This is a genomic window from Ruegeria sp. BG7, from assembly GCF_056535685.1.
On sequence record NZ_JBQFIU010000001.1, the window covers coordinates 1,602,423 to 1,622,637 of the forward strand.

19 protein-coding genes are annotated in these 20,215 nt (G+C 57.7%); 16 read left to right on the forward strand and 3 right to left on the reverse strand.

Translation table 11 applies throughout. From position 1 onward, the window contains the following. Positions 1-80 precede the first annotated feature (80 nt). From ACR3EH_RS08005 to murJ, 3 genes are read left to right on the forward strand one after another with little or no spacing between them, the layout of a single operon-like run. The gene (locus ACR3EH_RS08005) at positions 81-1,253 is read left to right on the forward strand and encodes a penicillin-binding protein activator (protein WP_171184000.1); all 1,173 of its coding nucleotides are present in this window, start codon (positions 81-83) and stop codon (positions 1,251-1,253) included. Next, positions 1,213-4,032 carry a [protein-PII] uridylyltransferase gene (locus ACR3EH_RS08010; RefSeq protein ID WP_171183998.1) on the forward strand — a complete coding sequence of 940 codons (2,820 nt, stop codon included), beginning with the start codon at positions 1,213-1,215 and terminating at the stop codon, positions 4,030-4,032. The genes ACR3EH_RS08005 and ACR3EH_RS08010 overlap by 41 nt, the downstream gene beginning before the upstream one ends. Continuing rightward, positions 4,029-5,570 carry a murein biosynthesis integral membrane protein MurJ gene (murJ, locus tag ACR3EH_RS08015; RefSeq protein WP_171105503.1) on the forward strand — a complete coding sequence of 514 codons (1,542 nt, stop codon included), beginning with the start codon at positions 4,029-4,031 and terminating at the stop codon, positions 5,568-5,570. The genes ACR3EH_RS08010 and murJ overlap by 4 nt, the downstream gene beginning before the upstream one ends. Here murJ and ACR3EH_RS08020 read toward each other — a convergent pair whose 3' ends face one another. Next, positions 5,571-6,257, reverse strand: a complete 687-nt coding sequence (locus tag ACR3EH_RS08020; protein WP_171093608.1) for a rhomboid family intramembrane serine protease — start codon at positions 6,255-6,257, stop codon at positions 5,571-5,573. Positions 6,258-6,343: 86 nt separating this feature from the next. Here ACR3EH_RS08020 and trpS point away from each other — a divergent pair, with 86 nt between their 5' ends. The 13 genes from trpS (at position 6,344) to ACR3EH_RS08085 (ending at position 17,897) form a co-directional block, all read left to right on the forward strand. After that, entirely contained in the window at positions 6,344-7,372 is a 1,029-nt protein-coding gene (trpS, locus tag ACR3EH_RS08025; protein ID WP_171093610.1) for a tryptophan--tRNA ligase, read from the forward strand. Positions 7,373-7,430: 58 nt separating this feature from the next. Further along, a complete protein-coding gene (locus ACR3EH_RS08030; protein ID WP_171093612.1) occupies positions 7,431-8,294 on the forward strand; it encodes a branched-chain amino acid aminotransferase in 864 nt (287 codons plus the stop codon). Positions 8,295-8,371: 77 nt separating this feature from the next. Then, a complete protein-coding gene (locus tag ACR3EH_RS08035) occupies positions 8,372-8,827 on the forward strand; it encodes a universal stress protein (protein WP_171093614.1) in 456 nt (151 codons plus the stop codon). Positions 8,828-8,836: 9 nt separating this feature from the next. Further along, positions 8,837-9,430 carry a 2-hydroxychromene-2-carboxylate isomerase gene (locus ACR3EH_RS08040; protein ID WP_171183996.1) on the forward strand — a complete coding sequence of 198 codons (594 nt, stop codon included), beginning with the start codon at positions 8,837-8,839 and terminating at the stop codon, positions 9,428-9,430. 69 nt (positions 9,431-9,499) lie between these two features. Beyond that, positions 9,500-10,063 (forward strand): NifU family protein, encoded by a 564-nt coding sequence (locus ACR3EH_RS08045; RefSeq protein WP_171183993.1) that lies wholly within the window; start codon positions 9,500-9,502, stop codon positions 10,061-10,063. Continuing rightward, complete coding sequence (tsaB, locus tag ACR3EH_RS08050) at positions 10,053-10,643, forward strand: tRNA (adenosine(37)-N6)-threonylcarbamoyltransferase complex dimerization subunit type 1 TsaB (RefSeq protein WP_171183990.1); 591 nt, start codon at positions 10,053-10,055, stop codon at positions 10,641-10,643. Before ACR3EH_RS08045 ends, tsaB begins: the two co-directional genes overlap by 11 nt. 11 nt (positions 10,644-10,654) lie before the next feature. Further along, positions 10,655-11,053 (forward strand): GNAT family N-acetyltransferase, encoded by a 399-nt coding sequence (locus tag ACR3EH_RS08055; RefSeq protein WP_253762069.1) that lies wholly within the window; start codon positions 10,655-10,657, stop codon positions 11,051-11,053. A gap of 157 nt (positions 11,054-11,210) precedes the next feature. After that, the gene (locus ACR3EH_RS08060) at positions 11,211-12,209 is read left to right on the forward strand and encodes a BMP family lipoprotein (RefSeq protein WP_171093623.1); all 999 of its coding nucleotides are present in this window, start codon (positions 11,211-11,213) and stop codon (positions 12,207-12,209) included. An 88-nt stretch (positions 12,210-12,297) separates the two neighbouring features. Continuing rightward, positions 12,298-13,827 carry an ABC transporter ATP-binding protein gene (locus tag ACR3EH_RS08065; protein ID WP_171183986.1) on the forward strand — a complete coding sequence of 510 codons (1,530 nt, stop codon included), beginning with the start codon at positions 12,298-12,300 and terminating at the stop codon, positions 13,825-13,827. A 1-nt stretch (position 13,828) separates the two neighbouring features. Then, positions 13,829-14,923 (forward strand): ABC transporter permease, encoded by a 1,095-nt coding sequence (locus ACR3EH_RS08070; RefSeq protein WP_171647385.1) that lies wholly within the window; start codon positions 13,829-13,831, stop codon positions 14,921-14,923. Continuing rightward, complete coding sequence (locus ACR3EH_RS08075; RefSeq protein ID WP_171093630.1) at positions 14,923-15,891, forward strand: ABC transporter permease; 969 nt, start codon at positions 14,923-14,925, stop codon at positions 15,889-15,891. Before ACR3EH_RS08070 ends, ACR3EH_RS08075 begins: the two co-directional genes overlap by 1 nt. Before the next feature lie 315 nt (positions 15,892-16,206). Further along, entirely contained in the window at positions 16,207-17,127 is a 921-nt protein-coding gene (locus tag ACR3EH_RS08080) for a sulfite exporter TauE/SafE family protein (protein ID WP_171093632.1), read from the forward strand. Positions 17,128-17,129: 2 nt separating this feature from the next. Then, positions 17,130-17,897 (forward strand): TIGR02186 family protein, encoded by a 768-nt coding sequence (locus ACR3EH_RS08085; protein ID WP_171183984.1) that lies wholly within the window; start codon positions 17,130-17,132, stop codon positions 17,895-17,897. A 3-nt stretch (positions 17,898-17,900) separates the two neighbouring features. Here ACR3EH_RS08085 and ACR3EH_RS08090 read toward each other — a convergent pair whose 3' ends face one another. Together ACR3EH_RS08090 and ACR3EH_RS08095 are read right to left on the reverse strand one after the other, a co-directional pair. Beyond that, complete coding sequence (locus ACR3EH_RS08090; protein WP_171183982.1) at positions 17,901-18,629, reverse strand: SDR family oxidoreductase; 729 nt, start codon at positions 18,627-18,629, stop codon at positions 17,901-17,903. Continuing rightward, a complete protein-coding gene (locus ACR3EH_RS08095; protein ID WP_171183981.1) occupies positions 18,626-20,158 on the reverse strand; it encodes an ATP-dependent DNA helicase in 1,533 nt (510 codons plus the stop codon). Before ACR3EH_RS08095 ends, ACR3EH_RS08090 begins: the two co-directional genes overlap by 4 nt. Positions 20,159-20,215: the final 57 nt, after the last annotated feature.

Here is a 20,215-nt window from a genome sequence, read left to right on the forward strand (position 1 = left end):
CCTCACAGCGTGACGTTTATTATCGCGGCTCGACAGAACAGAGGCATTCATAGCCGTCGGATCAGGGAGTTTTCATTTAGATGTTCACCGTTTGCAAGCCCGTTAGCAAGTTGGCGAAAGCCGCCGCTGCCCTGACAACCGCAGCGTTTCTGGCCGCCTGTGAACCGGGCGGCCTTGGAGGTGGACCGTCGATCAATACTTCTGCTCCGGTTCCGGTGGCCTTGCTTGTGCCCAGCGGATCTGGCCAGTCAGGCGATGCGGCATTGGCGCAAAGCCTGGAAAATGCAGCGCGTCTGGCAATGTCTGATCTGCCCAACGTGACAATTGACTTGCGCGTTTATGACACTGCCGGAAACCCGAACACGGCAACCGCCGTGGCCCAGCAAGCCGTTGCGGATGGTGCCAAGATCATTATCGGCCCGGTCTATGCGCAAGCTGCAAATGCCGCCGGATTGGCGGTATTGAGTAACAACGTCAACGTTCTTTCGTTTTCGAATAATACCAGCATCGCAGGCGGCAACGTCTTTGTTCTGGGCCCGACCTTCGACAACACAGCGAACCGGCTGGTGAGCTTTGCAGGCAGCCAGGGCAAGGCCAATACGGTGATCGTGCACAGCAACGACGCGGCCGGTCAGTTGGGCCAGGCTGCGATTGCCAACGCGCTGGCCAGCAGCCGGGTCAACAACGCCGGTACTGTTGGCTACGACCGCTCGCAGCAGGGTGTTATCAACTCGGTGCCAACGATCAAAGCCACGGTTGATTCGACAGGAGCCGATTCGATTTTCCTGACGGCCACAACGGCCGGTGCATTGCCATTGTTTTCGCAATTGCTGCCTGAGGCAGGTGTTTCGCCCGCAACCACGCAATTTATCGGCTTGACGCGCTGGGATATTCCGCCACAGACGTTGGAACTGCCGGGCGTACAAGGGGGATGGTTCGCTCTGCCTGATCCATCCAAGGCTCAGGCATATCGTCAACGTTACAACGCGACATACGGCGAAGCGCCCCATCCGATCAGCGGGTTGGCCTATGACGGTATCGCAGCCATCGGCGCGTTGGTCAGCCAGGGCAAATCCGATGCTCTGACCTCTGCAGCCCTGACTCAGAACGCCGGTTTCCAGGGCGTTGGCGGCATATTCCGCCTGCGTCCGAACGGCACCAACGAACGCGGTCTGGCCGTGGCCACGATCCAGAACAAACAGGTGGTTGTGATTGACCCTGCCCCACAAAGCTTCTCTGGCGCCGGCTTCTGATCTGCCGGGCGCCAGCCCTGTGCCTGAAACCTCGTTAATCTGCCCCGCTGAAGACATCTTCGACAGTGCCAGCGTCAATGACGCGCTGGCGCTGGCGTTTGAGTCATGCACAGACAACAGCAAAATGCGGGCTGAAACGGTGCGTATTCTGCGCGACGCGCAAAAGGCCGGGCGCGCTGCTATTGCCGAAGCCTTTGGCAAACAACCCTTTGCGGCGCGCGCACTGACGCGGTCCTACACCTATCTAACGGATCAGCTGGTTGGTACGGCGATGCTGGTGTCCAGCACACGCCTACATCCGCTTGCGACGCCCACCCAAGGCGAAAAGATTGCGGTTTTGGCCGTTGGCGGATACGGGCGCGGGGAAATGGCGCCATCTTCGGACGTCGACCTGCTGTTCCTAACCCCCTACAAAATCACAGCCTGGGCCGAGAGCGTCATCGAATCGATGCTCTACATTCTGTGGGACTTGCGGCTGAAAGTCGGCCATTCCTCTCGTACGATCAAAGACTGCTTGCGGCTGGGCGCCGAGGATTTCACGATCCGCACCGCCATGTTGGAACAACGCTATCTGGCCGGTGACAAGGCGTTGGCGGACGAGCTGGACCAACGTCTGAAAAGCGATTTGTTCAAAGGAACCGAACGCGAATTCATCGAAGCCAAGCTGAAAGAACGCGACGAACGCCACCTGAAACAAGGTGAGCGCTACATGGTCGAACCCAATGTGAAAGAAGGCAAAGGCGGTCTGCGTGACCTTCAATCGCTCTATTGGATCGCAAAATATGTCTATGGCGTGCAGGACGTGGCAGAACTCGTTCCTCTGGGTCTGTTCACCCCGGAAGAGTTCGAGACCTTTGTTCAGGCCGAAGAGTTCCTGTGGGCCGTGCGATCGCATCTGCATCTGGTGACGGGCCGCGCCACCGAGCAACTGACGTTTGACATGCAGGTCGAAGTGGCCGCGCGCATGGGTTACGAGGATCGCGCCGGGCGACGGGCGGTCGAGGTCTTCATGCAGCGCTACTTCCGCGAGGCAACTCGGGTCGGTGAACTGACACGGATCTTCCTGACCAAGCTCGAAGCGCTCCACATGAAAAGCGCGCCGTTGTTGGAGCGTATTTTCCGCAGAAGCCCAAGAGTAAAGGCCGGGTACAAAGTGATCCACGGACGTCTGGACGTGGCGGACCCGGAAACATTCCTGCTGGACAAACTGAACCTTCTGCGTTTGTTCGAAGAAGGGCTGCGCACCGGCATGTTGATCCATCCCGACGCGATGCGGCTGGTTAGCGCCAACCTGCATCTGATCGACGATGAAATGCGCAACGACAAAGAAGCCAAGCGCATTTTTCTGGATCTTTTGCTGAAACACGGCAACCCGGAACGTGCTTTGCGACGGATGAACGAATTGGGTGTCCTGTCGGCCTTTTTGCCCGAGTTCGAACACATCGTGGCGATGATGCAGTTCAACATGTATCACAGCTATACGGTGGACGAGCATACCATCCAGTGCATCATCAACCTTGCCCAGATCGAACGCGGAGAACTGGTGGAGTCCCTGCCGCTTGCCTCTTCGATCCTTGAGCGCGGGGTCAATCGAAAAGTGCTGTATGTCGCGTTACTCCTGCACGACATTGCCAAAGGTCGGCCCGAGGATCATTCGATCCTGGGTGCACAGATCGCGCGCAAAGTGGCCCCGCGATTGGGGCTGAGCAAATCAGAGTCGGAAACGGTTGAATGGCTGGTCCGGTATCACCTGCTGATGTCAGACATGGCGCAAAAACGCGATATTTCGGACCCGCGAACTGTTCGTGATTTTGCCAAGGCCGTTCAAACGGTCAAACGGCTGGATCTGCTGACCGTTCTCACCGTCTGTGACATTCGCGGCGTCGGCCCCAACACCTGGAACAATTGGAAAGCCACCTTGCTGCGCGCCTTGCACGCAGAAACCAAGCGTGCGCTGGAAACTGGTATGGAAGACCTCAACCGCGCCAATCGCGGGGCTGAGGCTAAGAAAGCACTTCGCACGGAATTGGCGGGCTGGTCCAAGTCAGACCTCAAAACTGAAACAGCGCGTCACTACGATCCGTATTGGCAGGGCCTCAATCTGGCGACGCATGTCGAGTTTGCTGAGATGCTGCACGCACTGGACCAAAGTGGTGATCCGGGCGCGATGGAGATCAGGCTTGAACCTGACGAAGATCGCGACGCAACGCGGGCTTGCTTTGCAATGGGCGACCATCCAGGGATTTTTGCCCGCATTGCCGGGGCATTGGCCCTTGTCGGCGCAAACGTCGTGGATGCCCGCAGTTACACAACCAAAGACGGTTACGTCACGGATGCGTTTTGGATTCAGGACGCTGAAGGACGTCCTTTCGAAGCCGCGCGCCTGCCCCGCCTGACGCAGATGATCCACAAGACACTGCGCGGCGAAGTGGTTGCCAAGGAAGCCCTGAAATCGCGTGACAAGATCAAGAAACGCGAACGGGCCTTCAACGTGCCGACCCATATCACTTTCGACAATGAAGGGTCCGAAATCTACACGATCATCGAAGTTGATACGCGCGACCGCCCTGGTCTGCTTTATGACCTGACCCGGACGTTGGCGGCGGCGAATGTGTATATTGCGAATGCCGTAATTGCGACCTACGGAGAACAGGTAGTGGACGCCTTTTACGTCAAGGACATGTTCGGACTGAAATACCATTCGGAAAGCAAACAGCGCGGCCTTGAGGCGAAGTTGCGCAAGGCGATCACCGAGGGTGCCGAGCGTGCAGCCTCATGAAGCAAATCCGGTTGATTTCGGGCTTTTTCACGGTTGGCTTCTGGACACTCGCCAGCCGCATTCTGGGATTTCTGCGGGAAATTCTGCTGACCGCGCTAATCGGCCCCGGGCCGGTGATGGACGCGTTTGTCGCGGCCTTCCGCCTGCCGAACATGTTCCGCCGCTTTTTTGCCGAGGGTGCCTTTAACGCGGCCTTCGTGCCCATGTTCTCAAAGCGGCTGGAAGCAGACGAGAATCCGCAGGGCTTTGCGCAGGATGCGTTCAACCTGTTGGCGCTGGCCGTTTTGGCACTGGTTGGGCTGGCGCTGGTGTTCATGCCCGGTCTGGTTTGGCTGACAGCCGAAGGTTTCTATGGTGATGAGCGGTTCGATTTGGCGGTGGACTATGGCTATGTCGTCTTTCCTTACATCCTGTTCATGTCTCTGGCCGCGCTATTCTCCGGTGTCCTGAATGCGACGGGGCGGTTCGCGGCCGCAGCTGCCGCACCGGTTTTGTTGAACATCTTTGCCTGTACGGCGCTGATCGCCGGAGCCCTTTCAGGCGGCGAGGTCATTCGGTGGCTGATCTCGGTTATTCCGGCTGCAGGTATCGCTCAATTGGCGCTGGTCTGGGTTGCAACGGAACGGGCAGGTATCCGCATTCGGCCCGGCCTGCCTAAACTCACGCCCGAGATGCGTAGGATGGTCCGCATCGCGGTCCCCGCAGCTCTGGCGATGGGGGTCACGCAGGTCAATCTGGTGGTCGGCCAATTGGTGGCGTCGAAAACCGAAAAGGCCGTGAGCTGGCTGTTTGCGGCAGATCGACTGTACCAACTGCCGCTTGGCGTGGTTGGTATCGCCATCGGTATTGTTCTGCTGCCCGACCTGTCACGCCGTCTGCGCGCCGAAGACAAAGAAGGTGCGCGCAACGCGTTTTCCCGTGCCGGAGAGTTCATGTTGCTGCTGACCCTGCCTTCGACCGTGGCGTTTCTGGTCATCCCGAACCCGCTGGTCTCGGTTCTGTTCGAACGGGGGCAATTCACCTCTGAAGATACCACAGCCACAGCGCTGGCCGTTGCCATCTATGGCATCGGACTACCTGCCTTCATGCTGCAAAAACTGCTGCAGCCTCTGTATTTCGCACGCGAGAATACGCGTTCTCCGTTTCACTATGCTGTTGTGGCAATGATTGTGAATGCGGCTTTGGCGTTTGGCCTCTTCCCGCTTGTGGGCTGGATCGCCCCCGCCATTGCTGCATCAACAGCGGGTTGGGCCATGGTCGTTCTGTTGGCCATAGGCGCGCGCAACATGGGAGGCGAAGCCCGGTTCGATGACCGGTTCAAACAGCGCGCGGGTCGGATCGTGCTGGCCTCAATTGGCATGGGCGTGGTCTTGTATGCGGCGCTTCTGGCGTTTGGTTGGACGTTGAGTGTTCCCGGTTGGAGATATCTGGCGCTGCTTGTCCTGATTATGGTCGCTGCGGCTTCTTACTTCGGCCTGGGCCACCTCTTGGGCGCATTCAAACTTTCCGAGTTCAAACGCGCCCTGCGCCGCTCCTGATCAGTCGCGGCGTATGCGCCCAACGATTCGATCCCAGGCGCCGGGTGCGACAAGGAAAGAGACGCCGAAACCGGTGGCAAACCCGCCCAGATCGGCGACCCATTCCCAATTGCCGCCAAAGATCAGGCCAAACAGGAATTGAATGCCCATCAGGACGGCAATGAGCTGAAATGCCCGCGCCTGATTTGCGCCAACCAAGGATAGTTTGCGCCACAACAACCAGGTAAATGCGCCGATCAGGCCGTAAACCGGTGGAAACCCTCCGATCAGAGGATAGCGCGGGTCCAGCAGAACGGCATAGGCCAACGCCCCCCCGATACCAGAGACGACAAAGATCAGCAGCATGGGGAAGCCGCCAAACACTTCACCGACCATCTTGCCCATGGCCAGAACGAAAACGCAGACAAACACCGCCTGCGTGAAATTGGCCGAGACAAACGGATAGGTCACGAACCGGATCACATGTTCAAACGGCCAGCGCCCGTTCAGCACCATCCAGTCGAAGATATCCGCCGAAAACGCATAGTGTTGTATCGCGTCCAGCCGCCAGCCGACCGCTGTTGGCCCTCCGACCAAACCGCGCGATCCCAGCGTAAAAGCGAGTTCAATGCCGATGATGAACAGAACCAGCGCCACAACAACGGGCGGCAAAGGGTTCACGGCGGGTGTGTAATGCTCACTGCTCATTGGGCGGGCCTTTCGCGGCTGTTGACGTCCCTGTGCCTCATGGGTAAGCGACGGGGGCTGATTTTTCCAGACGGGAGTTCCCTTCGATGACCGAGACCCAGTTCACGCCGCGCGTGTTTTCCGGCATCCAGCCTTCGGGCGGGCTGACCCTGGGCAACTATCTGGGCGCAATGAAGCGCTTTGTGGATATGCAGGGTGCAGATTTCGAGACCATCTATTGCATGGTCGATCTGCACGCGATCACCACATGGCAGGACCCCGCAGCGCTGTCCCACAACACCCGTGAACTGTGCGCAGGTTTTATCGCGGCGGGCATCGACCCCGAACAGTCGATTTTGTTCAACCAAAGCCAGGTGCCCGAACATGCACAACTGGGCTGGATCTTTAACTGCGTCGCCCGGATGGGGTGGATGCAACGGATGACCCAGTGGAAGGACAAGGCAGGCAAGAACCAGCAGAACGCTTCGCTGGGGCTTTTTGCCTACCCGTCGCTGATGGCGGCTGACATTCTGATCTATCACGCGACCCATGTGCCGGTCGGTGAGGATCAGAAACAGCATCTGGAGTTGACCCGTGATATCGCCATCAAGTTCAACAACGACTTTGGCGTCGACTTCTTCCCAATCACCGAGCCGGTGATCGAAGGCGCGGCCACACGCGTCATGAGCTTGCGGGACGGGTCCAAGAAGATGTCAAAATCCGATCCGTCGGACATGAGCCGGATCAACCTGACCGATGATGCCGACGCGATTGCCAAGAAAATCCGTAAGGCCAAGACCGACCCGGACGCGCTGCCGTCGGATGTTGACGGGCTGGAGGATCGCCCCGAGGCGCGCAATCTGGTCAATATCTACGCGGCGCTGAACGATCAAAGTGTCGAACAGGTTCTGGCCGAGGTCGGCGGCAAGCAGTTTGGTGACTTTAAACCGATGCTTGCCGATCTGGCGGTGGCGAAACTGGCGCCGATCTCGACCGAAATGTCTCGTTTGATGGCAGATCAGGGCGAAATTGATCGAATTCTGGCCCGCGGGGCCGAGCGTGCGCGTGAGATCGCTGCTCCGATCCTGCAAAAGACCTACGAAATCGTAGGCATGGTTGGGTCAGCATCACGCTGATTGCACTGGACCTTTTTCTGACGCCCTCCTAGGTTTGCCCAAAGCTTGGGAGGGCATCATGGCAACAGGCAAGAATATCCGCACATATTTCGAAGGCCAGTGGCATGAAGGGGATGCACCCATCATGCGCGCCGCCGATCACGGGGCCTGGTTGGGGTCTTCTGTCTTTGATGGCGCTCGATATTTCGAGGGCCTTGCACCCGACTTGCATGCGCATTGTGCGCGGGTAAACCGATCTGCAGAAGCTTTGATGCTGACCCCGACTGTAACAGCTGAACATATGGTGGAGTTGGTGCGCGAAGGGTTGCAATCCTACGACGCAGATACCGCCGTCTATATTCGGCCGATGTATTGGGGGATCGACGGCGACCAGACCGCCATTGTCCCACAGGAAAACAGCACGGGCTTTGCCATTTGTCTGGAAGAGATCCCGATGGCACCGGACACCGCCTCGGTCACTTTGACAACCACAAGGTTTCGCCGCCCTGTTTTGGAAAGTGCAGTTGTAAACGCCAAGGCCGGTTGCCTGTACCCCAACAACGCACGCATGTTGCAAGAGGCCCGGTCAAAGGGGTTCTCGAACGCTCTGGTCGCTGACGCGATGGGGAACGTGGCTGAAACCGCAACGGCCAACATCTTTATGGTCAAAGATGGTGAGGTCTTCACCCCGGCCCCCAACGGCACGTTTCTGGCGGGGATCACGCGCGCGCGACATATCAAGAACTTGCGCGACGACGGTGTTGCGGTCCACGAAACGGTTTTGAGTTTCGAGGATTTTCACGGGGCAGACGAAGTGTTCATGTCAGGCAACATGAACAAGGTGACACCTGTTACAGCTCTGGACGATACGCAATTTCAAGTTGGCCCTATTGCCCGCCGCGCCCGTGGACTTTACTGGGATTGGGCTGCAAGCGAACGCTAGCATGTCACTTTGAACGTGTCCGAGTTGCCACAGCGCAACCGCTGGGGCATGATCCCTGAAACTTGAAGAGGACACCCATGCGTAAGTTTCTAGTTGTTCTGGATGACAGCCGCGAATGCCTGAACGCCATGCGCTTTGCCGCGATGCGTGCCGCGCATACCGGTGGCGGAGTGACGATACTGTCGGTGATCCCGCCAGACGAGTTCAACCACTGGATCGGAGTCGCCGAAACCATGCGCGAAGAAGCGCGTGAACGTATCCATGCGCATTATGAGGTTTTTGCAAAATGGATGCGTGACAAACAGAATGTGGAACCGGAACTGGCCATCCGCGAAGGCGATCCGGTGCCACAGATCATAGAACATGTTCAGTCCGATCCCGAGATTGGTGTGCTTGTACTTGGGGCGGGCACGGACAAAAAGGGGCCAGGCCCGCTGGTGACTCAGTTGACAAAAAACTCGGGCAGCCTTCCGATCCCGATCACCATTGTTCCCGGCGATCTAAGCAAAGAAAAGCTGGAAGAAATCACCTGAGGACCGACGATGGCGAAGACGATACAGTTCTGGTTCGAATTCGCCTCGACCTATTCCTATCTCAGCGCAATGCGAATCGAAGCCGCGGCGCAAGCCAAGGGTGTTTCGGTCGAATGGCACCCTTTTCTGCTTGGTCCCATTTTTGCAGCTCAGGGATGGCAAACGTCTCCGTTTAATCTCTACCCTGCCAAGGGGCGGTACATGTGGCGTGACATGGAACGCCTGTGTGCGGCGCGGGGGTTGCCATTAGTACGACCTGATCCTTTTCCGCAGAATTCTCTTTCGGCAGCACGTCTCTCGCTGGCTATTGAAGGTCAAAATGGGCGGGCCGCTTTTGTCAGGGCGGTCTACAGCGCAGAGTTTGGGATGGGGCGCGATATCTCGGATCAGAATGTGCTGATGGATTGTCTGGAAACGGCAGGCTTGCCAACTGACACCTTGGGCCGCGTGCAGGACCCGGACATCAAGGCTGCGCTGTTTGCGCAATCCAACCGCGCTAAAGACCTTGATCTGTTCGGAACGCCTAGTTTTCTGGTCGAAGCAGAGCTGTATTGGGGCGATGACCGTCTGGATGAGGCGCTGGAACACGCGGCTTCAATTTAGAACCGTTCCAAATCTTGACTTCCCGCGCCCCTGCGCGCATATCAGAGGCACATCAGACGGAGCTGCCTCATGTTCATCCAGACCGAATCCACCCCAAACCCGGCCACGTTGAAATTTCTGCCCGGCCAAACGGTGCTTGAGGCTGGAACTGCAGATTTCCCAACTCCAGACGCGGGCGAGAAATCCCCTCTGGCCAAGCGAATCTTTGGTGTTAACGGTGTGACCGGCGTGTTCTTTGGCAACGATTTTGTCACTGTCACCAAATCTGATGACGTTCAGTGGGATCACATAAAACCGGCGATCCTGGGTGCGGTGATGGAACATTACCAATCCGGCCAGCCTGTTATGGGTGCAGATGCAACTGCCGCATCTGGCCATGCGGAGCACACCGGCGAAGACGCTGAAATCGTCAACCAGATCAAAGATCTGCTGGACAGCCGCGTGCGTCCAGCGGTGGCTCAGGACGGTGGTGACATCACCTTCCACGGGTTTGATCGCGGCATTGTTTACCTGCACATGCAGGGGGCCTGCGCAGGCTGCCCGTCTTCGACGCTGACACTGAAAATGGGTATCGAAAACCTGCTGCGTCACTACATCCCCGAAGTGACCGAGGTCCGCCCTGTTGCCGTCTGACCCGACGATCCTGGCATTTGATACATCGGCCGCGCATTGCGCGGCCGCTTTGTTGCGCGGTCGTGAAATCATAACTTCTCGGGCCGAAGTTATGTCGCGCGGGCAGGCCGAACGCCTGATGCCGATGCTCGAAGACATACTTGCTCAGGGTGGTTGCGCTTGGTCCGATCTTGACGCCATAGGCGTGGGTGTCGGTCCGGGTAATTTCACTGGCATTCGAATCTCGGTATCTGCCGCACGCGGACTTGCCTTGGGCCTCGGCGTCCCTGCCGTTGGTGTTTCAGGCTTCGATGCCTTGATGGAGTTAGGCGGTGCGGACCCGATTCCATGTATACAAGCCCCGCGCGATCAGGTTTATGTTCAGGCCGTCGGCGATGATCCACGCCTGATGCCCAGGGTAGATGCCGAGGCACTTGGACCGCTGTTTTCCTGCAATGACCCGGACCAACACGCCCAAGCCATTGCACGTCTAACGGCTGAACGTTGGCGCGATGTCAGCGCATCACCGGCACCGCTGTATGTCCGGCCAGCAGATGCGGCCCCGTCGCGTGATGTGCCTCCGGTCTTGTTAGACGAATGACGCCGCGCGATATGGCAACGACTCATGCCGCTGCGTTCACGCAGTCGCGCCCCTGGTCCGCCAGCGAATTTGAAAGCCTTCTGGACAACCCGTTTACGCATTACGTTGGTGATCCGCGCTGCTTTGCGTTGTTTCAGGTGATTGCGGGCGAGGCCGAGCTGCTGACAATTGCGACTCACCCTTCGGTACAACGTCAGGGGCTGGCCTTGGGAACGATGCGTGAATGCCACCGTCAGGCCGCGGCCATGGAGGCAAACCGGGCCTTCCTGGACGTCGCAGCCGACAATGTGGCGGCAATCGCCCTATATGAACACTGCGGGTATCATCGCTGCGGTGTGCGGCGTGCGTATTATTCGCGCGAAACGGGTACAAAAACCGACGCTCTGGTGATGGAATGCCGCCTGCCCTAAGGGCAAGTGAACATTTTTTGGACCATTTGGTCAGGAATCAATTGACCATGACGGTTGCAAACCCCCTTAATACCCGCCATCACAACAGTTATGCTCGCTAAACGTGGGTAAACGGGACTAATCTGATCCCGTGCCAACATAAAACTGGGAGACCGAAATGACCCTGATGAAATCCTTGATGAGCGCTGCCGCTGCCGTCGCTCTGACTGCAGGTGCCGCTCTGGCTGAACCGGCGCTGATCTTTGATCTGGGCGGCAAATTTGACAAATCGTTCAACGAAGCCGCCTATAACGGCGCGCAGCGTTGGGCAAATGAGACCGGTGGAAAGTACCGTGAGATCGAAATTCAGTCGGAAGCACAGCGTGAGCAGGCCCTGCGCCGCTTTGCCGAATCCGGTGCAAACCCGATCATCACCATGGGCTTTGGCATGGCTGATCCGCTGTCAGCAGTCGCGGGCGACTATCCGGATACCAAGTTCGTCGCCGTTGACGTGAACTGGTTGGACATTCCAAACATCCGTCAGATTGGCTTTGCCGAGCATGAAGGTTCGTACCTGGTTGGCATGATGGCCGCGATGGCGTCGGAATCGGGCACTGTTGGTTTCATCGGCGGTATGGATATTCCGCTGATCCGTCACTTTGGCTGTGGATACGCGCAGGGTGCCAAGGCTGTGAACCCTGACATCAACGTCGTGGCCAACATGACCGGCACCACTCCGGCAGCATGGAACGATCCTGTGAAAGGATCTGAACTGACCAAGGCACAGATCAGCCAAGGCGCAGACGTGATCTACGCAGCCGCCGGTGGCACCGGCGTTGGCGTTCTGCAAACCGCTGCCGACGAAGGCATCCTGTCAATCGGCGTGGACAGCAACCAGAACCACCTGCACCCGGGCAAAGTTCTGACCTCGATGCTCAAGCGCGTGGATGTTGCCGTTTATGAAGCGATGAAAGCAGGCGACGACGTAGAAACCGGTATCTTCACCATGGGTCTGGCCGAAGACGGTGTTGGCGTTGCGATGGATGAAAACAACGAAGCCCTCGTGTCCGTCCGCATGGCAGACGCTGTGGACGATGCGCGTAGCGCCATCATCAACGGCGACATCAACGTTGTCAGCTATTACGAGAACGACAGCTGCCCGGCACTGCAGTTCTAAAAATACATACGGGGTGGGGGTTTCCTCCGCCCCGTTTTCCACTCTGCCGCGCCGTCCGTGCGGCCCTTTCGGCAATTGAGGACAAGACATGACCGTCCCCGCCATTGAGCTCAAAGGGATTTCCAAAGCCTTTGGGCCGGTTCAGGCCAACAAAGACATCTCCATCAGTGTCGCCCCCGGTACAATACACGGGATCATCGGTGAAAACGGCGCGGGCAAATCCACGCTGATGAGCATCCTCTACGGCTTCTACAAAGCCGACAAAGGCGAAATCTGGATCAACGGATCCAAGACAGATATCCCTGACAGCCAGGCCGCAATCGCTGCTGGCATCGGGATGGTATTCCAGCATTTCAAGCTGGTTGAAAACTTTACCGTTCTGGAAAATATCGTGCTGGGTGCCGAAGATGGCAGGCTGCTCGCCCCGTCTCTGGCAAAGGCGCGTAAAGAGTTGAAAGACCTGGAAGAAGAGTACGAACTGTTCGTCGACCCAGACAAACGCATCGACGAGATCGGCGTCGGTATGCAACAGCGCGTCGAAATTCTGAAGGCGTTGTATCGCAAGGCTGAGATTCTGATTCTGGACGAACCAACAGGCGTACTGACCCCGGCTGAAGCAGATCAGTTGTTCCGCATTCTCGACCGCCTGCGGGCCGAGGGGAAAACGATCATCGTGATTACGCACAAACTGCGTGAGATCATGGAGAATACCGACACCGTCTCGGTCATGCGACGGGGACAGATGACGGCAACTGTCAAAACGTCCGAAACCAGCCCCGAAGAGTTGGCCGAACTGATGGTAGGCCGCAAGGTTCTGCTTCAGGTCGACAAAGTGCCTGCCAAACCCGGTAAACCCATTCTTGAGATTGAAAAACTGAGCGTTTTCGATTCGACCGGAGTGGAACGGGTCAAAGGCATTGATCTGACCGTCCGCGCAGGTGAAATCGTCGGCATCGCCGGGGTGGCTGGCAACGGACAATCCGAGTTGCTTGAGGTTCTGGGCGGTATGCGACCGGGCCAAGGTTCGATCAAATTGAATGGTCAGCCTTTGGCACTGAGTGGCGCAGGATCGGACGGTCAGGCCCGCCGCGCCCAGCATATCGCACATGTGCCGGAAGACCGGCAGCGCGAAGGTTTGATTATGGATTTCCACGCGTGGGAAAACGTCGCCTTCGGCTATCATCGTGACCCGGCATACAAACGCGGCATCTTCATGGACAATGCCGCCTTGCGCGCCGATACCGAAGCCAAGATCGAAAAATTCGACGTCCGCCCGCCCGATCCATGGTTGGCGGCCAAGAGCTTTTCGGGCGGCAACCAGCAAAAGATCGTTGTCGCACGCGAGATCGAGCGCAACCCGGATCTGCTGCTGGTCGGACAACCCACACGCGGCGTAGACATCGGTGCGATCGAGTTCATTCACAAGCAGATCGTCGCTCTGCGTGATCAGGGCAAGGCCATTCTGTTGGTCTCGGTCGAACTGGAAGAGATCTTTTCGCTTTCCGACCGGATTGCGGTGATGTTTGACGGACACATCATGGGTGAACGACTGCCCCATGAGACGGATGAAAAAGAACTGGGCCTGTTGATGGCCGGTGTTGCGGGAGAGGCCGCGTAACATGGAAAAAATGCCCAAATGGGCCGATGTCATCCTGATCCCGCTGATCAGTCTGATACTGGCCGCAATCCTGTCGGCGCTGGTCATCCTCGCCATCGGAGAAAACCCAATCGAAGCGGTTCAGCTTATGGTGACCGGCGCGCTGGGGTCGACCTATGGCTGGGGCTACACGCTCTACTATGCGACAAATTTCATGTTCACCGGGCTTGCGGTTGCCGTGGCGTTTCATGCGCGCCTCTTTAACATCGGCGGCGAAGGTCAGGCGATGCTGGGCGGGCTTGGCGTCGCCATGGTCTGCCTTTATGTCGACTGGCCCCATTGGAGCGTTGCCTTGCTTGCGGCCTGCGCCGCATCAATGCTGTTCGGCGCATTTTGGGCCGCCATTCCGGCCTATTTGCAAGCCAAACGCGGCAGCCACATCGTGATCACCACGATCATGTTCAACTTTATCGCAGCCGCGTTCCTGAACTACATGCTGGTCAACATCATGCGCCCGCAAGGATCGCAGGACCCAGCCACCGCACGATTCCCCGAAACCGTTCACCTGCCGACCTTCCAGTCGATGTTCTCAACCGCTGAGAATGTGGTGTTCCGCGGGGCTCCGGCGAACATCACGTTCTTCATCGCGCTGCTGGCCTGTGTCGTTGTCTGGGCACTGATCTGGCGGACCCGCCTGGGGTACGAAATCCGCGCCTATGGCCACTCGGAAACCGGGGCGGTTTACGCTGGTATTTCACCCGTGCGGATCACCATCATAGCCATGCTCATTTCGGGCGCGCTGGCAGGTTTGATGGCCATCAACAACGTGATGGGCGAGGCCGAGCGGCTGGTTCTGAACTCGACCGAAGGCGCGGGCTTTATCGGAATCGCCGTCGCGCTGATGGGCCGATCCCACCCGTTTGGCGTTTTTCTAGCCGCCTTACTGTTTGGCTTCCTCTATCAGGGCGGGGCAGAACTGGCTTTGTGGGCCTCGATCCCACGTGAGCTGATCGTTGTTATTCAAGCGTTGGTCATTCTGTTCACCGGGGCGTTGGACAACATGGTGCGAATGCCGCTTGAAAAACTGTTCCTTGGTATGCGGAAGAGGGCTGAGTGATGGAATTCTTCGTTACCCTCATCCAGGTCCTGGATTCGACCATCCGCCTGTCCACCCCGCTGCTGCTGGCCTGTCTGGCCGGTCTCTATTCGGAACGTGCGGGTATCTTTGACATTGGCCTCGAAGGCAAAATGCTGATAGCGGCGTTCTTTTCCGCAGCCATTGCGGCTGTTACCGGTTCAGTTTGGTTGGGCTTGCTGGCGGGCATTGCAGCTTCATTGTTGCTGTCGGGGCTCCACGGGCTGGCGTCAATTACATTCCGAGGTAATCAGCTTATCTCGGGCGTGGCGATCAACTTTCTCGCTTCGGGTTTGACCGTACTGGTCGCCCAAAGCTGGTTCCAGCAAGGCGGGCGGACACCGTCCCTGTTTGGAGGTGGGCGATTTGAGCCCATCAATTTCCCATTTGCGGAAGCAATCAGCGGTGTGCCGATTATCGGCCCGATTTATTCCGAATTGCTCTCGGGTCACTCGATCCTGGTCTATGTGGCGTTTCTGATGGTTCCGGCGACATGGTGGGTTCTGTATCGCACCCGCTTTGGCCTGCGATTGCGGGCAGTGGGTGAAAACCCGGCGGCGGTTGATACAGCGGGCGTATCCGTCGTTGGCCTGCGCTTCGCGGCAGTCGCGATCTGTGGCGTTTTGTGCGGCATTGCAGGTGCTTATCTGGCCACCGCATTGCAGGCCGGGTTCGTCAAGGAAATGACAGCCGGGCGCGGGTTCATCGCACTGGCGGCGCTCATCTTTGCGAAATGGCGCCCCTGGCATGCCATGTGGGCCTGTCTGCTGTTTGGCCTGTTGCAAGCCGTTGCCCTGCGATTCCAGAATATCGACCTGGGCGGAATTGTGATCCCGGTACAGGTGATGGACGCCCTGCCCTACATCCTGACAGTTGTGATTCTGGCCGGGTTTGTCGGCAAAGCCGTTCCCCCACGTGCCGGTGGCGAACCGTACGTAAAGGAACGCTGATAAGTCCAGTTCAGGATCAATTCTGGGTCCTGTTCGCTGCAGAGCGGCATGCAGAGTTGATTTTGCATGCCGCACCCGCTCTAAGGGGGTATGCAAGTCTATCTGCCCATAGCCAAAGTTTCTGTCAGCGCTTCCCTAACGTTGGGCGGTGCCTTCAAAATCGAAGCTGATCTCGTTTTGCAATCAGAAGACATCTTTGGGCTCATCGAGCCGGGAGGCATGTGACAATGATATACATGCAAAAAACTGCATCAATGGCTTACCAATGGACTGCATGCGGCAGCGCAGCGACGCAAAACACAAAGTGACGGTATTATGTACATTTACCTGCCCATAGCCGAAGTATCGGTGAATGCATTCCTCCTGCTTGGTTTGGGTGGAATGGTTGGCGTTTTGTCCGGAATGTTCGGGGTCGGCGGCGGTTTTCTTATGACGCCGCTGCTGTTCTTCATCGGCATTCCACCAGCGGTGGCCGTTGCGACCGAGGCCAATCAGATTGTTGCTTCGTCCTTTTCCGGCGTGTTGGCCCATTTCCGACGAAAAACCGTAGACCTAAAGATGGGGACTGTGTTGCTTGTCGGGGGCCTGATCGGAGCCGCTTTGGGTGTGGTTGTCTTCAACTATCTCAAAAGCCTGGGTCAGGTCGATCTGCTGGTCAAACTGTGTTACGTCGTTTTCCTTGGCGTCATCGGCAGCCTGATGTTCGTCGAAAGCCTCAGGGCGCTGCGAAAGGCAAAAAGAGGCGGAGCTGTTGCCGCGAAACGCCGTCAACGGGGCTGGATTCATGCCCTGCCCTTCAAAATGCGATTCCGCACATCTGGTCTTTATATCTCGGTCATTCCACCCGTTTTGGTTGGGCTTTGCGTCGGGGTTTTGTCTGCAATCATGGGTGTCGGCGGCGGCTTTATCATGGTTCCCGCCATGATTTACCTGTTGGGCATGCCCACAAAGGTTGTTGTCGGCACATCGCTGTTTCAAATCATCTTTGTGACGGCCTTCACCACGATGCTGCACGCCACCACGAACTATACGGTGGACATTGTTCTGGCGGTTCTGCTGCTGGTTGGCGGTGTGATTGGCGCGCAGATCGGTACTGTGATTGGCGCGCGTATGCCGGCAGAGCAACTGCGCGTTTTGCTGGCTGCTTTGGTTCTGGCGGTGTGCGGCAAGCTTGCGCTTGATCTGCTTCTTGAACCTGCCGAGCTTTATTCGCTTGGAACTGGCGGAGGACACTGAAGATGCTGCGATCACTCATTGCCGTCTTTTGTCTTTTGTGCCTGCCCGCGTTTGCTGCGGAAGAACAGGTTGTCCTTGGTCTTAGCCAGGATCGCGTTGCGATTACAGCGACCTTTGACGGCTCAGAGCTTCTCATTTTCGGGGCCATCAAACGGGAAACCCCGATTCCATCCGGCCCACCGGTCGAGGTCATCGTTGCGGTCGCTGGTCCGTCCGAGCCTGTCACGGTACGCCGCAAAGAACGGAAGCTGGGGATCTGGGTCAACACCGACAGTGTTCTCGTCGATCTTGCGCCCAGCTTTTACGCGGTCGCAACCAGCGGGCCGTTGGATGACATTCTGACTGACACCGAAGATCTTCGTTATCGTATTTCGATAGAACGTGCGATCCGGTCCGTTGGTGCCGCGATGCATATCCGCGGCGCGCAGGATTTCGCAGACGCGGTAGTTCGCATTCGCGAGGAAGAAGACTTGTATTCCATCCGCGAAGACACGGTCGCCGTGGACGAACAAACACTGTTCCGCACCTCAATCGACATGCCTGCCGACCTGACAGAGGGGGATTATGCCGCCCGTATCTTCCTGACGCGCGGTGGCGAGGTGGTTTCGCAGTACGAAACAACCATCGATGTCCGCAAAGTTGGCCTGGAACGGTTCCTGTACAACATGTCGCGTCAGCAACCTGTTTGGTACGGTCTGATGTCTCTGGTCATCGCAATTGCTGCTGGCTGGGGTGCTTCGACGGCATTCCGTCTGTTGCGCGACAAGTGACGGTTATCCCCTGCCGATATAGGGCATGGTCGTCGCCATGACGGTCATGAACTGAACATTCGCCTCAGGCGGCAGGGTTGCCATATGCAGAACAGATCGCGCCGCGTCTTCAACGGCCATGGTCGGGTCAGGCGTTTCCCCCGCTGCCTGCGCCGCGTCCACCAGCCCCTGAACCATCTGTGTCCGGGCGTTCCCGATATCGATCTGCCCGCAGGCTATTCCAAAGCACCGCCCATCCAGAGACAGGCTGCGGGTCAGCCCGGTAATTGCATGTTTGGTCGCCGAATAATGCACAGAGTTCGGACGTGGAACATGTGCAGCAATCGAGCCGTTATTGATGATGCGTCCGCCCTGAGGGTCCTGATGCCGCATGATCCCAAAGGCTTCGCGTGCGCACAGGAACATGCCGTTCAGGTTGACGTTGACGCTTTGATACCAATCCTCCAGCGCAATTTCGTCGATAGTACCGCCCGGTGCAAAGATGCCTGCGTTGTTGAACAAGACATCCAGACGCCCAACCTCGTCCGTAAACTTTCGGAACGCAGTCTTCACTGCCTCAGGGTCTGTTACGTCCGCAGGCAGCGCAACGGAGTTGCCGTGCTTTTGTGCCAGGGCATTCAGCTTATCCGCACTGCGTGCCAACACACCGACGGTCCACCCCTGGGCCAGGAACAGTTCCGCTGTGGCCAGTCCTATACCAGAGCTTGCGCCGGTAACAATAATGGATGTCATGTCTCTTCCGCCTCCAATGTCAGTGACGCCGCCGGGACAGCCCGCAGGTCGTCCACTCGCAGCGGATAAGTTGGCTTCGACAATCGGTTGCGGACGACCCAGATCAGACGTTCTTGCGCACGCGTAATCGCCACATAAGCCAAACGTTTCCACAAAGGTTGTCCTGCCTCGGTCCGGCCCATCCGGGCTGCGGCATAAATGTCCGGTGCAAAAACCTGAACCGTGTCCCACTGAGAACCTTGCGCCTTATGTATCGTCACTGCCGCACCGTGCAGGAACGTTGCGCCCATACGCGCCGCAAAGGGAATGAACGGTTCTTCCTCATCCGGCTTCTCGATCTGCACAATCGATGCCGCGCTGACCTGAGGGTCTTCGGCACCCATCACATGCAGCCGCGAGAATCCCGGCTTTCGCCCCGGCCCCAGGTACACCACCTGAGCCCCCTTGATCAGCCCACGCGCTTCAAGATCCAGACGTTTTTTGCGATGTTTCAAAGGCAGCTCAATCCCGTCGCAAATCAGCGGTTCCCCTTCCAGAAGCTCGGTCTCTGGTGCGCCATGGACGTTCCTGAACGCCTGAATAAGTCGAATGCGTGTCGCGTTGCGCCAAACCAAAACCGGGCTGCGCGCCATCAGGTCGACCTCGACCCGCTGCCCCCAGACCACCCTGTCGTCACGGCGCGCCGTCTCTTCGACCAAACGCTCGAAGTCTTCAAACCCCATCGCCGGGTCAGCCAGAGCATGGGCCAGATCGAGGATTGGGTTGTCTGCATCCTGTCTGTGAACGCGTTGAAGCGTCAGTTTTCTGGGTTCGGGCAAGGACTCAAAAACCATGCTGCCCGATTGATTTACCGGTGCCAGCTGTGCCGGATCACCGAATAACAAAAGGGTTGGAAAAATCTCTTTCAGATCCTCGAATTGACGGTCGTCCAGCATCGACGCTTCATCGACAAACCCGATGTCCAAAGGTTCGTCGCGCCGTTTCCACCCCGTGATGAAATCCGATCCCCGCAATCCGGCAGCAGCCAGTGCCCCAGGCATGGACTTGTTGTTTTCGTAAAACGCCGCAGCCCGATCCAGGGCTTCATCAGTCAGTCCTTCAATCTCGGGTCGTTCATCGTTGCCCGCCAGCCATTCAGCGATGCGCTCGTATTCCGGGTCGTACACAGGCGTGTAGAGAATGCGGTGAATTGTGGTGGCGGGCACGCCGCGCAGACGCAGAACACTTGCGGCCTTGTTGGTGGGGGCCAGGATAGCAAGGCTACGCTTGTCCCTGGACTTGCGACTTTCATAGTCGCCGGACACGACCTGTACCCCGGTCTCTGCCAGCGCCTTATACAGTTCAGCCAACAGCAGGGTTTTACCAGAGCCAGCCTTGCCGATCACGGCCATTACGCCCGATTTCCCCGCCCCCGGCAGTTTGAGAAGGGCGTCATCTTCCAGATCGACACCTGCTGATCTCAGCATCTCGGCGATGCTGTCAAATGCGGCGGCCTGATCATCCGAGAAGGTTACATATTGCAAAGACATGGCGCGACCCTACAGGGCCGCGCCGACCATCACCAGATGCGGAATGGCGTTTTCAAC